This window comes from Photobacterium aphoticum (assembly GCF_001029435.1).
Taxonomy (GTDB): domain Bacteria; phylum Pseudomonadota; class Gammaproteobacteria; order Enterobacterales; family Vibrionaceae; genus Photobacterium; species Photobacterium aphoticum.
Genome location: NZ_LDOV01000040.1, coordinates 38,902 through 51,939, shown reverse-complemented (window position 1 = coordinate 51,939; position 13,038 = coordinate 38,902). Strand labels below are relative to the sequence as shown.

Here is a 13,038-nt window from a genome sequence, read left to right as displayed (position 1 = left end):
ATTTATCACGAGTTAGTCACGCCTATTCATGAAGCACATTCGTAACTTTTCGATTATTGCACATATCGACCATGGTAAGTCGACCTTATCCGACCGTCTAATTCAAGTCTGTGGCGGCCTTTCCGATCGTGAAATGGCAGCGCAGGTTCTTGATTCCATGGATCTTGAGCGCGAACGCGGTATCACCATCAAGGCTCAGAGCGTGACGCTCGACTACACAGCCAAAGACGGTGAAACTTACCAGCTAAACTTTATCGATACCCCTGGACACGTAGACTTCTCGTACGAAGTTTCGCGTTCACTGGCCGCTTGTGAAGGGGCGTTGCTAGTGGTAGATGCGGGCCAGGGTGTTGAAGCACAAACCCTTGCTAACTGTTACACCGCCATTGAAATGGACCTGGAAGTGGTGCCGATTTTGAACAAAATCGACCTACCCGCCGCCGATCCTGATCGTGTAGCAGAAGAAATTGAAGAAATCGTCGGCATCGATGCGATGGAAGCGACGCGCTGTTCAGCTAAGACCGGTCTTGGTGTGGATGACGTGTTGGAAAACATCGTCTCTGCGATTCCTGCACCAGAAGGTGATCCGGAAGCGCCGCTACAAGCTCTGATCATCGACTCATGGTTTGATAACTACTTGGGCGTTGTCTCTTTGGTTCGTATTAAAAACGGCGAACTGCACAAGAACGACAAGATCAAAGTGATGAGCACCGGCCAGACTTGGGGTGTAGACCGTCTGGGTATCTTCACACCAAAACAAGTCGACAAAACCGTACTACGTACCGGTGAAGTGGGCTGGGTTGTATGTGGTATCAAAGACATCTTGGGCGCACCAGTGGGTGATACCCTGACACTGTCTAAGAACGGCTGCGAAAAACCGCTTCCGGGCTTTAAGAAAGTGAAGCCTCAGGTATACGCCGGTCTGTTCCCAGTATCGTCTGACGATTACGAGAACTTCCGTGATGCACTGGGCAAGCTGAGCCTGAACGATGCGTCATTGTTCTACGAACCAGAAAGCTCTGCTGCGCTAGGCTTTGGTTTCCGTTGTGGTTTCCTTGGCATGTTGCACATGGAAATCATCCAGGAGCGTCTGGAGCGTGAATACGATTTGGATCTGATCACAACGGCACCAACCGTAGTGTACGAAGTGAAGAAGACCAATGGTGAGATGATTTACGTTGATAGCCCGTCAAAACTGCCGGCTGTGAACGACATCGAAATCATGGGTGAGCCAATCGCACGTTGTAACATCCTGGTACCAAGTGAGTACCTGGGTAACGTGATCACGCTATGTATCGAGAAGCGCGGCGTTCAGGTAGACATGGTTTACCACGGTAACCAAGTGGCACTGACTTACGACATTCCGATGTCAGAAGTGGTACTGGACTTCTTCGACCGTCTGAAATCAACGTCTCGCGGTTACGCGTCTCTGGACTACAACTTCCAGCGTTACGAAGAATCAGACATGGTACGTGTGGACATTCTGTTGAACGGTGACCGTGTTGACGCCCTGGCGATCATCACGCACAAAGACAACGCCCAGTACCGTGGTCGTGATTTGGTTGAGAAAATGAAAGAATTCATTCCTCGCCAGATGTTTGATATTGCTATCCAGGCGGCGATTGGTAACCACATCATCGCACGTTCTACCGTTAAACAGCTTCGTAAGAACGTTATCGCGAAGTGTTACGGTGGTGACGTAAGCCGTAAGAAGAAACTGCTACAGAAGCAGAAAGAAGGTAAGAAACGTATGAAGCAGATCGGTAACGTCGAGCTGCCTCAAGAAGCGTTCTTGGCGATTCTGCACGTAGGCAAAGATAAGTAATATCACAACCTATTGTTATCAGTGGACAATAAAAGATGAGGGTTGTTACCCTTATTGGTCGTGATACTGATAATAATGGCAATGCAGCAGGCTGGTCTTGCTGCATTGTTATATCGAGCGAACGGTTTTGGCATTGCCGGCCGTTTTGCCTGATAGTTAATTAAGTAGGGACAAATATGGCAAATACTTTTTCGCTAATTCTTGTGCTGGCGACGCTGGTGACGGGGATCATTTGGGCTTTAGATAAGTTTATCTGGGCACCGAAACGTCAATTGAAAATTCAAGCGGCGGCGGCCAATGCCGGCGATCAGGTGGATGCTCAAACCCTACAAGCCGTTGCACCGCAACCGAGCTGGGTAGAATCTGCTAGCTCTATGTTTCCGGTGATCGCGCTGATTATGGTATTTCGCTCATTTATTTATGAGCCGTTCCAGATCCCATCCGGTTCGATGATGCCAACCCTGTTGGTTGGTGATTTCATCTTGGTTGAAAAATTTGCTTACGGTCTGAAAGATCCAGTTTTCCGTCACCAGTTGGTGGAAACCGGTGAGCCAGAGCGTGGTGATGTGGTGGTGTTCAAATACCCGCCTCAGCCAAATATTGACTACATCAAGCGTGTGGTTGGTTTGCCAGGTGACACTGTGCGTTACAGCGCACACAAAGAACTGTGTATTGCATCAAAAGGTTCTTCAGAGTGTAAACCTGTGCCGCTAACTAACATGACTGATAGCGACTTTAGCCAGGGCATGACCCGTCTTGTGCAATTCAATGAAAAATTGGGTGAGCACGAGCACCAAATTTTGGTGCATCCGCTTAAGCGTGATAACACGCTGGCTTACCAGCCTCGACCTGGTATTAATGAGTGGGTGGTACCAGAAGGACAGTACTTTGTGATGGGTGATAACCGTGACAACAGTGCGGACAGCCGTTACTGGGGATTTGTGCCAAAGGCCAACCTCGTGGGTAAAGCGGTCGGGATCTGGATCAGCTTTGAGTTTGAACGAGGTGCTGATAGTGCACTTCCATCTTGGATTCCTACCGGTGTGCGATTCAGTCGCATCGGTGGCATAAACTGATTCGGGAAAAAATGACCACTCCTGCAAATAGACTTCAGCGTAAGCTGGGGTACCAATTTAATGATTTAGGCTTGTTGACCCTGGCACTGACTCACCGTAGTGCCAACGGAACACACAACGAACGTCTGGAATTTCTGGGCGATTCGATTCTGAGCTTCGTGATTGCCGATGATTTGTATCATCGCTTTCCGTCGGTTGATGAAGGCGATATGAGCCGTATGCGTGCCACCTTGGTACGCGGCAAGACACTGGCCGAATTGGGCCGTGAATTTGATCTGGGTGATCACTTGCTACTGGGCCCGGGCGAATTGAAGAGCGGCGGTTTCCGTCGTGACTCGATTCTGGCGGACTGCGTAGAAGCGATCATTGGTGCAATCTACCTCGACAGCGATATCGAAGTGGTACGTGGTATTGTGCTGAAGTGGTACCAGACGCGTCTGGAAACCATCAAGCCGGGCATCAACCAGAAAGACCCGAAAACTCGTCTGCAGGAATGCCTGCAAGGACGTCGCCTGCCATTGCCTGCGTACACTGTGACCAAGGTACATGGTGAAGCGCACAACCAAGAGTTTACCGTGCAGTGTGAAGTGGCGGGCTTGGATCAGCCTGTTATTGGTAAAGGCGGCAGTCGGCGCAAGGCAGAGCAGGCAGCAGCAGAACTTGCACTTAAGCAGTTGGAATCATGACAGATAAGCAACATTGTGGCTTTATTGCCATTGTTGGCCGCCCGAACGTGGGTAAATCAACGCTTCTGAATCGCCTTGTTGGCCAGAAGTTGTCGATCACCTCCCGTAAACCGCAGACCACGCGTCACCGTATTATGGGTGTTGATACCCGTGACGGTTACCAGGCAGTGTACGTGGATACCCCAGGGCTTCACATTGAAGAAAAGCGCACCATCAACCGTTTGATGAACCGTGCCGCAAGCAGCTCACTGACCGACGTTGAGTTGGTACTGTTCCTTGTGGACGGCACCATGTGGACGGCAGATGACGAAATGGTGTTGAACAAGCTGGCGAAAAGCGGCTTGCCAACCGTGTTGTTGATCAACAAAGTCGACAACGTGAAAGACAAGCACGAGTTGTTCCCGCACCTGCAGGAACTGTCGCGTAAGATGGAATTTGTCGACGTGGTGCCGGTATCGGCCAAACACGGCACAAACATCGAAGCGGTAGAAAAAATCGTGCGTGCGCACTTGCCGGAAGGCCAGTTTTACTTCCCTGAAGAGTACGTAACTGACCGTTCTCAGCGTTTCATGGCCTCTGAAATCATCCGTGAAAAACTGATGCGTTTTACCGGTGATGAACTGCCGTACTCGGTGACCGTGGAAATCGAGCGCTTTGACTACAACCCGGATACCGATGGTTTTGATATCAACGGTCTGATCCTGGTTGAACGTAAAGGCCAGAAGAAAATGGTGATCGGTAAAGCGGGCGAGAAGATCAAAGTGATCGGCCGTGAAGCCCGTTTGGACATGGAAGAATTGTTCGAACGTAAGGTCTACCTTGAGCTGTGGGTGAAAGTGAAGTCCGGTTGGGCTGACGATGAACGCGCACTGCGTAGCCTAGGCTATATCGACGATCTATAAGGTACGGTCATGGAAGGGCTTCAGCGCTGTTTTGTCCTCCATGCTCGTCCCTACAGTGAGACGAGCCTGATCCTTGACGTCTTCAGTGAGGACTCAGGCCGTATTACGCTACTCTCGAAAGGAGCGCGCCGTAAGCGCTCCAATCTCAAAGGGGCGCTTCAGCCCTTTACTCCCCTTTTCATGAAATGGTCAGGCAAAGGCTCCATGCCCGTGCTGACACACGCTGAGCCGATCAGTATTGGTCTGCCGATGCGTAGTTATATCTTGTATTCCGCCATGTACGTCAATGAGCTGGTGGCGCGGGTACTGGAAACCAACACCCCTTATCCCGTGCTGTTTCTGGATTATCTGAATGTGCTGCGAGAGCTGGCGCAAGCGGATAACCCAGAGCCGGCATTGCGCCGTTTTGAACTCGCATTACTGTACCACTTGGGCTACGGTATCGACTTTCTCCACTGTGCGGGCAGCGGTCTGCCGGTGGATGACACCATGACCTATAACTACCGTGAGCAACGGGGTTTTATCGCATCCCTGACCATCGGGCAGCTGACCTTTACCGGTGAGCAGCTCAAGGCCATTGATGCCCGACGGTTTGAGACCCCCGACCAGTTGCGCGCAGCCAAGCGCTTTACACGGATGGCATTAAAGCCGTATCTTGGCGGCAAACCATTAAAAAGCAGGGAATTGTTTATCCCTAGAGGAAGGAGTACCGGAAAATGAACAACATCTTACTCGGCGTTAATATTGATCACGTTGCTACACTGCGTAACGCGCGTGGCACCCGTTATCCGGATCCTGTGCACGCCGCAGAAGTTGCTGAGCGCGCCGGTGCCGATGGGATCACCATTCATTTGCGTGAAGACCGCCGTCACATCACTGATCGCGACGTGCGTATTTTGCGTGAAACCATCCAGACCCGCATGAATCTGGAAATGGCGGTGACTGACGAGATGGTGCAAATCGCGCTGGCGACCAAGCCGGAGTTTGTGTGTCTGGTACCGGAAAAGCGTGAAGAGCTAACCACGGAAGGCGGTTTGGATGTGGTGGGTCAGCTGGACAAAGTGAAAGCGGCCACCGAAACCCTGACAGCTGCAGGCATTAAAGTGTCGCTGTTCATTGATGCCGATCGCGGTCAGATTGATGCCGCTGTGGCGTGTGGTGCGCCGTTTATTGAGCTGCACACCGGCCATTACGCCGATGCTGAAACCGAAGCAGAGCAGCAAGCGGAGCTGAAGAAAATCGCAGCAGCGGCCAGCTACGCGCACGATCAGGGCATCAAAGTGAACGCGGGCCACGGCCTGACATACCACAACGTGAAGCCGATTGCGGCACTGCCGGAGTTGTACGAGCTGAACATTGGTCACTCGATCATTGGCCGTGCGGTCTTTGATGGCTTGCACCAAGCGGTGGCGGACATGAAAGCTGAAATGCAGAGCGCGCGTCGCTAAGATGGCTATTCTCGGATTAGGCACAGACATCGCCGACATTGAACGCGTCAGCAAAGTGTATGCCCGCAGTGGGGATGCCTTTGCGGAGCGGGTGTTGTCCCCGTCAGAGCTGGCGATTTTCCATTCCTTGAAGCTCAAAGAGCGCTATTTGGCCAAACGCTTTGCGGTCAAAGAAGCGGGGGCGAAAGCCTTGGGCACGGGTATTGCCTGTGGCGTGAGCTTTCAGGATTTTACTGTCAGCAATAATGATTTGGGCAAGCCGGTGTTGCAGCTGTCTGGCAAGGCCGCAGAGCTGGCAGCACAGATGGGCGTGAATCATGTGCATCTGACCATCGCGGATGAGAAAAAATACGCGGTGGCGACCGTGATCCTCGAATCCTGATCTGAGAAAGCTCTGTAAAGTGCAGGGCAAGTGCAGGTATGCACAGAGAAAATGTAGAAAAACGGCGAGCCCAGTGGCTCGCCGTTTTTTTATGGCTACCGTTGATAGGCGCCGATCAGTTTTTATAGGCTTTTGAGGCTTTCACCACGTTTTCCATTTCATCAATCAGCTCAAACAGCTCCGGCTCGATGTCTTCCGTGCTGGCACCGGCTTTCAGCTCTGTCTCTATGGTGTGACAGAGGCTCTTCAGGCGCGGTACACCGCTGTAGGCACAGCTGCCGTGCAGTTTGTGGATCGGCGGCCATAAATCAATGGTTTTGCCATCCAGCGCTTCATTGACCAGCAACTCCACTTCCGGCATGAAATCGAGCAGCATTTGCAGCATGTCTTTGGCCAAGTCTTCTTTACCGGCTGCTTGCTTTAATGCCAGATCCCAATCCCAGCTCACGGCTTTTTGTTGCGCGACCGACTCGCTGGCCTGTGACTCGGTGGCGTTAGGCAACAGGGCGATTGCCGGTGAGAGCGATTTATTGGGATCGGTCCATTTAGCCAGAATTTGTTGCAGGATATGCTCTTCAATTGGCTTGGTCAGGTAGTCGTCCATCCCCGCTTCAATCAGGCGTTCGCGTTCACCGGCCATGGCATGGGCGGTCACCGCAATCACGGGCGTAGTGTGGTTCAAATGGGTGTCATGAATGGCCTGACACGCGGTCACCCCGTCCATTTCCGGCATCTGAATGTCCATGAAGATCAAATCGAACTGCTTCTGCTGGGCGTATTCCACCGCTTTGCGTCCGCCGGTGGCGGTGATCACGGTTTCGACACGCTCACTCAACAGGGCGGAGATCAGCTTAAGGTTAGCCGGGTTATCATCCACCGCCATCACGGTCAGCGGTTGGATCGCCGGCGCAATGCGTGGCTCTGGGAGTGGCTCGGGTTCCAGTAACTGTTCCGGCTCAGAGCTCAAGGTTTCCAGCAGTTTTCGGTGGCCCAGCGGTTTTGGCAGACAGGCCGCAACGCCGGCGCTCAGCAGGCGATCCGACAGTGCCAGCTCGGTGGTTGGCAGGCTGACGATGACCTTGTCACTGAGTTGTTCGGCTTTGAACACGCGATCAAGCAGCTCGCCCAATGGCGGCTGTTCGCCCGGTGACAAGTTCAGCAAGGTGAAGTCGTGCTTCTCCGCTTCTTCCGGCAGAGTAGAGCGGTAGGTGACCTGCAAACCGGCGTGGATCATACGCTGCTGCAACACCGAAGCGGCCTGCATGTTTGGCTCGATCAACAGCAGCTTCTTGTTCTGCAAGCCGTGGGTGTGGATCGGCTGCGACACCGGCAGATCAGTCTTGTGCAGTTGCAGGCTGAACCAGAAGGTCGAGCCTTGGTGTAAACGGCTGGTCAGGCTGATCTCGCCGCCCATTTGCGACACCAGTTTCTGCGTGATCACCAAGCCCAGGCCCGTGCCACCGTAGCGGCGCGAGATGCTGGCATCGGCCTGACTGAAGGCCTGGAACAGCTGGGCTTGCTGGCGCTCGGAGATCCCGATCCCGGTATCGCGCACCATAAATTGCAGTTCTAGGCTTTCATCGCGGTCGGTTTTTAGCTCGACCGAGACATCAATGTTGCCGCGCTCGGTAAATTTCACGGCGTTACCGATCAGGTTGGTCAGTACCTGCTGAATACGCAGCGGATCGCCAATCATGCCGGTCGGAATGCGGTTATCGACCTTGAGGGTCAGCTCGAGGCCTTTTTCGTGCGCACTCGGTGCCAGCAGCTTCATCACTTCATCGAGGGAGTCGGTGAAATCAAACGGGATGTTTTCCAGCAGCAGTTTACCGGCTTCCAGTTTGGAGAAATCGAGGATGTCATTGATGATGGTCAGCAGGTTGTTGGCTGATTTTTCAATGGTTTGTAGGTAGTCCTGCTGGCTGCTGCTCAGGCGGGTCTTGAGCATCTGGCGGGTAAAGCCAATCACACCGTTCAGCGGGGTACGCAGTTCGTGCGACATGTTGGCCAGGAACTCCGACTTCACGCGCGCGGCTTCCTGCGCTCGCTTCTTGGCGATGTCCAATTCCACGTTCTGAATTTCCAGCTGCTCCAGCGTTTCACGCAGATCCGAGGTGGCCTGATCGATGCTCTGCTGCATTTCGATGTGGTACTCGGACAGTGAAATCGCCATCGCATTGATGCCGTTTTTCAGGGTATCCAGCTCGCCCAGCAGGTGGCCTTCGATACGCACGTCCAAATGGCCGCGACGGATCCGGTCGACCACGCTGACCATGTGCGAAATCGGGCGGGTCACGTCTTTCATCAGGCGATAAGCAAACAATGACGACAGGGTCAGGCCTAGCAGCAGTACCATCAGGGCGGTGAATACTTCCTGATATTGCTGCAAACGCAGCGCGCTCAGATCCAATTCCAGCGCGATATAGCCCAAGGCTTGCGCCTGGTAGCCGGGGAAGGACGGATTGCTGAACTGGCCTTCTTTGAGGATCGGGGCCCGCAAGATCAATGAGTTCTTATTGAGCCGGGTTTCCAGCAGCAACGGAATGGGCTGATCGTCCGGGTACATCAGCGCCTCGAAATTGCGGTGGAAGTTCGAGGTCACAAACAGTTCATTGTGGGTGTTGAACACCGCGATACTGCGAATTATTTGTGAATGCTTGCGATGGGCGTAACTGATCAGGCGGCGTACCGCTTCCCGGTTTTGATCCGCCATGCCGTATTCGGTCGAAATCGCCAGCGGCTCAATGATGCTGGCACCGGTAGAGATGAGCTGATGTTCCAGATCGCGATAGCGGCTCATGGTAAAAAAAGCGCTGAGAAGGAGGCCGATAATCAGTGTCGGTGCTAATGTCAGGGTGAAGACCCTGGCACGAAGTCCATATTTGGTCATGGTTCTCTTAATTACAAGAATGCGATTCTGTGGGAGAATTGTCGCCCATCTGTGGTCGTTAGCTTAATGAAACACGAGCTATTCGACAATCTACTAATCCCAAACTGTCGATATTATCACTCAGTTTGTAGTCACCGCTCCGTGAGTCCAAAACTATGGCACGCTTTTTTAAGCCTCAGAAACGAAAAGTCACCGACACTAAGCATAAAGAAATCACCCTCAGCCGATTGGATCACCTCGGCGCAGGCATTGGTCATCTGGATCGCAAACCGGTCTTTGTGGATGGCGGCTTGCCGGGTGAAAAAGTGGTGGTGCAGCTCACGGAAGAGAAAAAACAGTACGCCCGCGCCAAATTGATCAAATGCCTGACCCGCAGCGACGCGCGCATTGCGCCGCAGTGTCCGCTGTACGCTGAATGTGGCGGCTGTAACTTGCAGCATTTGTCGCACGACGGCCAAATCGCCGCCAAGCAGCAGTCGCTAAGTGAGCTGATGGGCAAGTTTGCCAAAGCCGGCCAGATTGAGCAGGTGGCACCGATTGTCAGCCAGCCATGGGGCTACCGCCGTTGTGCGCGCTTTAGTCTGATGCCAATGGGTAAAGGCCTGGTGATGGGCTTTCGTAAGAAACAAAGCAAAGACATCGTCAATGTTGAGCAGTGTCCGGTACTGGCACAGTCACTGAATGCCTTGCTGTCGCCATTGCGTGAAATGTTACTGTTGCTGCAAGGCAAAAAGCATTTGGGCCATGTGGAGTTGGTGGAAGCGGATAATGGCCGTGTGGTACTGATCCGTCACTTGCAGGCGTTTTCTGACCAAGACATGACGGTGCTCAAGCAGTTCGCTGACCAACATCAGGTAATGTTATACCTTGCTCCGACCGCTGACACGGTAGAAAGCCTGACCGAAGATCGTCCACACTATATGCTGGATGGTTTGACCTTGTCGTTCTCACCGAAGGACTTCATTCAGGTCAACCGTGCGGTGAACGAGCAGATGGTGGCACAGGCGATCGACTGGCTGGCGGTGACGCCGCAGGATCGCGTGTTGGATCTGTTCTGTGGGTTGGGGAACTTCAGCCTGCCGCTGGCAAAACAAGCAAATGCACTGGTAGGTGTTGAAGGTATCGATGAGATGGTGCATCGTGCATCAGAGAATGCCGCTAATAACCAATTACACAATGCGGCGTTTTACCAAGCGAACCTGGAAGACGATGTGACGGCCATGCCGTGGGCGCAGGAGAAATTCAATAAAATCCTGCTCGACCCTGCCCGTGCGGGCGCGGCTGGCGTGATGGAGCATGTCGTGAAATTACACCCTGAGCGGGTGGTTTATGTGTCTTGTAACCCGGCAACGCTCGCGCGCGATAGTCAGGTGTTACTGGCACACGGTTATCAGTTGGAAAAGCTGGGTATGATGGACATGTTCCCGCATACCGGGCATTTGGAGTCCATGGCACTGTTTGTGAAGCCTTAGGGGAACCTCTGCGGCGTTAACGTGCCTTAGATTCATCTACACAAGAGAGACAGGATAGAAAAATGGTCGCAGTTCGCGGTGCGCATTTAAAGGAAAATGAGACATTCGAGCTATCGTCTTGGATTAATAGTCTGAAGCAGGACGGCAAGGTCGCCAACCGGCTGACCCAGACTTACCAGCGATGTCTCGACTTAACGGAAAAGGAAGCAACGGCACCCTTGTTGCTATGGCGCGGCCGCGAAATGGTCGAGATCCTAGTGACCTTGAGTATGGACAAGGACACCCTCGTGGCGGCCTTGCTCTTCCCGTTGGTGGAAGCGGGCGTGTATGCGCCTGAGCAGCTGCAGGAAGATTACGGCCAGACCATCGCGCAGATGGTGGCCGGCGTGAGCCAGATGGCGGCCATTGGCCAGCTTAATGCCACCAAAGAGGGGGCTGAGCAGTCGGCGCAGGTGGATAACATCCGCCGTATGCTGTTGTCGATGGTGGATGACTTCCGCTGCGTGGTGATCAAGCTGGCAGAGCGGATCTGTAACCTGCGTGAAGTGAAAGATGAGCCCGATGCGGTGCGCCGTGCAGCAGCCAAAGAGTGTGCCAACATTTACGCGCCGCTGGCGAACCGTCTGGGTATCGGTCAGCTGAAGTGGGAAATCGAAGATTACGCCTTCCGCTACCGCCATCCTGACACCTACAAGCAGATTGCCAAGCAACTGTCTGAGCGTCGTATCGACCGCGAACACTACATCGAGCACTTTGTCACTGATCTCGCGGACTCGATGAAGGCGTCCAACATCAAGGCTGAAGTGCAAGGCCGTCCTAAACACATCTACAGCATCTGGCGTAAGATGCAGAAGAAGAACCTGGCGTTTGACGAGCTGTTTGACGTGCGTGCGGTGCGCATCATCGCCGATGCTCTGCAGGACTGTTACGCCGCGCTGGGTGTGGTGCACACCAAATACCGCCACCTACCGAAAGAGTTCGATGACTACGTCGCGAACCCGAAACCGAACGGTTATCAGTCTATCCACACCGTGGTGTTAGGGCCGGAAGGCAAAACCATTGAGATCCAGATCCGTACCAAGCAGATGCATGAAGAGTCGGAGCTGGGTGTCGCCGCACACTGGAAATACAAAGAAAGCGGTTCATCGTCGGGTGGCGCGAAATCGTCCTATGACGAGAAAATCAACTGGCTGCGTAAACTGCTGGCCTGGCAGGAAGAGATGTCAGACTCAGGTGAAATGCTTGATGAGCTGCGCAGTCAGGTATTTGATGATCGCGTCTATGCCTTTACCCCGAAAGGGGACGTGGTGGACTTGCCATTGAACGCCACGCCGCTGGATTTTGCTTACCACATTCACTCAGAAGTGGGTCACCGCTGTATCGGTGCCAAAGTGGAAGGCCGTATCGTGCCGTTCACTTATCACTTACAGATGGGTGATCAGGTGGAAATCATCACCCAGAAAGAGCCGAACCCGTCCCGTGACTGGTTGAACCCGAACCTGGGCTTTGTCACCTCCAGCCGTGCCCGCGCCAAGGTACACGCGTGGTTCCGTAAGCAGGATCGCGACAAGAACATTGCGGCGGGCCGTGAAATCCTAGAGCACGAGCTGAGCAAAATCGGCGCGACACTGAAAGATGCCGAAGCCTATGCGCTGAAGCGTTTTAACGTTAACTCGGCTGATGAGCTGTATGCCGGTGTCGGCAGCGGTGACTTGCGTATTAATCAGGTGCTGAACCACATCAATGCGCTGGTGAACAAGCCGACCGCCGAGGAAGAAGATCAGCAACTGCTGGAGAAACTGACCGAAGCGAGCAGCAAAGCCACATCGACCAAGAAACCACAGCGCGATGCCGTGGTGGTGGAAGGGGTCGATAACCTGATGACCCATCTGGCGCGTTGTTGTCAGCCGATCCCGGGCGATGATATTCAGGGCTTTGTGACGCAGGGCCGAGGCATTTCTGTCCACCGCAGTGACTGTGAGCAGCTGGAAGAGCTGCGCCATGTGGCACCTCAGCGCATCATTGATACGGTGTGGGGCGGTGGCTTTGTGGGTAACTACAACATCACCGTGCGTGTGACCGCCTCCGAGCGTAATGGCTTGCTGAAAGAGCTGACCAACACCCTCGCCAACGAGAAAGTGAAAGTGGCAGGCATGAAGAGCCGGGTTGATTATAAGAAACAGATGTCGATCATGGACTTTGATTTGGAGCTGACCGATCTCGATGTGCTGGGCCGTGTGCTTAAACGCATTGAGCAGGTCAAAGACGTCGCAGAAGCCAAACGTCTACACTGATCAGCGTGTATTGAGGGACGAGAGCCTAGAGTCTCGAAACTCGAAACTCGAAACTCGAAACTC

At 53.4% G+C, this 13,038-nt stretch carries 10 protein-coding genes; 9 read left to right on the top strand and 1 reads right to left on the bottom strand.

Annotation, left to right across the window (positions count from 1 at the left end; translation table 11 throughout):
* Positions 1-28 precede the first annotated feature (28 nt).
* From lepA to acpS, 7 genes are all read left to right on the top strand, one after another.
* A complete protein-coding gene (lepA, locus tag ABT58_RS19845) occupies positions 29-1,825 on the top strand; it encodes a translation elongation factor 4 (protein ID WP_047876181.1) in 1,797 nt (598 codons plus the stop codon).
* 176 nt (positions 1,826-2,001) lie between these two features.
* The gene (gene lepB, locus ABT58_RS19840) at positions 2,002-2,901 is read left to right on the top strand and encodes a signal peptidase I (protein WP_047876180.1); all 900 of its coding nucleotides are present in this window, start codon (positions 2,002-2,004) and stop codon (positions 2,899-2,901) included.
* Positions 2,902-2,912: 11 nt separating this feature from the next.
* Positions 2,913-3,587 (top strand): ribonuclease III, encoded by a 675-nt coding sequence (gene rnc, locus ABT58_RS19835; RefSeq protein ID WP_047876179.1) that lies wholly within the window; start codon positions 2,913-2,915, stop codon positions 3,585-3,587.
* The gene (gene era, locus ABT58_RS19830; RefSeq protein ID WP_047876178.1) at positions 3,584-4,489 is read left to right on the top strand and encodes a GTPase Era; all 906 of its coding nucleotides are present in this window, start codon (positions 3,584-3,586) and stop codon (positions 4,487-4,489) included. The genes rnc and era overlap by 4 nt, the downstream gene beginning before the upstream one ends.
* Positions 4,490-4,498: 9 nt before the next feature.
* Positions 4,499-5,209: a DNA repair protein RecO gene (gene recO / locus ABT58_RS19825; protein ID WP_047876177.1), complete on the top strand. Its 711-nt coding sequence runs from the start codon at positions 4,499-4,501 to the stop codon at positions 5,207-5,209.
* Positions 5,206-5,937 (top strand): pyridoxine 5'-phosphate synthase, encoded by a 732-nt coding sequence (gene pdxJ, locus ABT58_RS19820; protein WP_047876176.1) that lies wholly within the window; start codon positions 5,206-5,208, stop codon positions 5,935-5,937. The genes recO and pdxJ overlap by 4 nt, the downstream gene beginning before the upstream one ends.
* Position 5,938: 1 nt before the next feature.
* Complete coding sequence (gene acpS / locus ABT58_RS19815; RefSeq protein ID WP_047876175.1) at positions 5,939-6,319, top strand: holo-ACP synthase; 381 nt, start codon at positions 5,939-5,941, stop codon at positions 6,317-6,319.
* Positions 6,320-6,434: 115 nt separating this feature from the next.
* Here acpS and barA read toward each other — a convergent pair whose 3' ends face one another.
* Positions 6,435-9,209 carry a two-component sensor histidine kinase BarA gene (gene barA, locus ABT58_RS19810; protein WP_047876174.1) on the bottom strand — a complete coding sequence of 925 codons (2,775 nt, stop codon included), beginning with the start codon at positions 9,207-9,209 and terminating at the stop codon, positions 6,435-6,437.
* A 155-nt stretch (positions 9,210-9,364) separates the two neighbouring features.
* Here barA and rlmD point away from each other — a divergent pair, with 155 nt between their 5' ends.
* The gene (gene rlmD / locus ABT58_RS19805) at positions 9,365-10,681 is read left to right on the top strand and encodes a 23S rRNA (uracil(1939)-C(5))-methyltransferase RlmD (protein ID WP_047876173.1); all 1,317 of its coding nucleotides are present in this window, start codon (positions 9,365-9,367) and stop codon (positions 10,679-10,681) included.
* Positions 10,682-10,743: 62 nt separating this feature from the next.
* On the top strand, positions 10,744-12,975 hold the full coding sequence (gene relA / locus ABT58_RS19800) for a GTP diphosphokinase (protein ID WP_047876172.1): 2,232 nt from the start codon (positions 10,744-10,746) through the stop codon (positions 12,973-12,975).
* Positions 12,976-13,038: the final 63 nt, after the last annotated feature.

Coding starts and splice junctions, on each gene's coding strand:
- recO (WP_047876177.1), top strand. CDS start 4,499: ATGGAAGGGCTTCAGCGCTGTTTTGTCCTCCATGCTCGTCCCTACAGT.
- relA (WP_047876172.1), top strand. CDS start 10,744: ATGGTCGCAGTTCGCGGTGCGCATTTAAAGGAAAATGAGACATTCGAG.
- acpS (WP_047876175.1), top strand. CDS start 5,939: ATGGCTATTCTCGGATTAGGCACAGACATCGCCGACATTGAACGCGTC.
- lepA (WP_047876181.1), top strand. CDS start 29: ATGAAGCACATTCGTAACTTTTCGATTATTGCACATATCGACCATGGT.
- lepB (WP_047876180.1), top strand. CDS start 2,002: ATGGCAAATACTTTTTCGCTAATTCTTGTGCTGGCGACGCTGGTGACG.
- pdxJ (WP_047876176.1), top strand. CDS start 5,206: ATGAACAACATCTTACTCGGCGTTAATATTGATCACGTTGCTACACTG.
- era (WP_047876178.1), top strand. CDS start 3,584: ATGACAGATAAGCAACATTGTGGCTTTATTGCCATTGTTGGCCGCCCG.
- rnc (WP_047876179.1), top strand. CDS start 2,913: ATGACCACTCCTGCAAATAGACTTCAGCGTAAGCTGGGGTACCAATTT.
- rlmD (WP_047876173.1), top strand. CDS start 9,365: ATGGCACGCTTTTTTAAGCCTCAGAAACGAAAAGTCACCGACACTAAG.
- barA (WP_047876174.1), bottom strand. CDS start 9,209: ATGACCAAATATGGACTTCGTGCCAGGGTCTTCACCCTGACATTAGCA.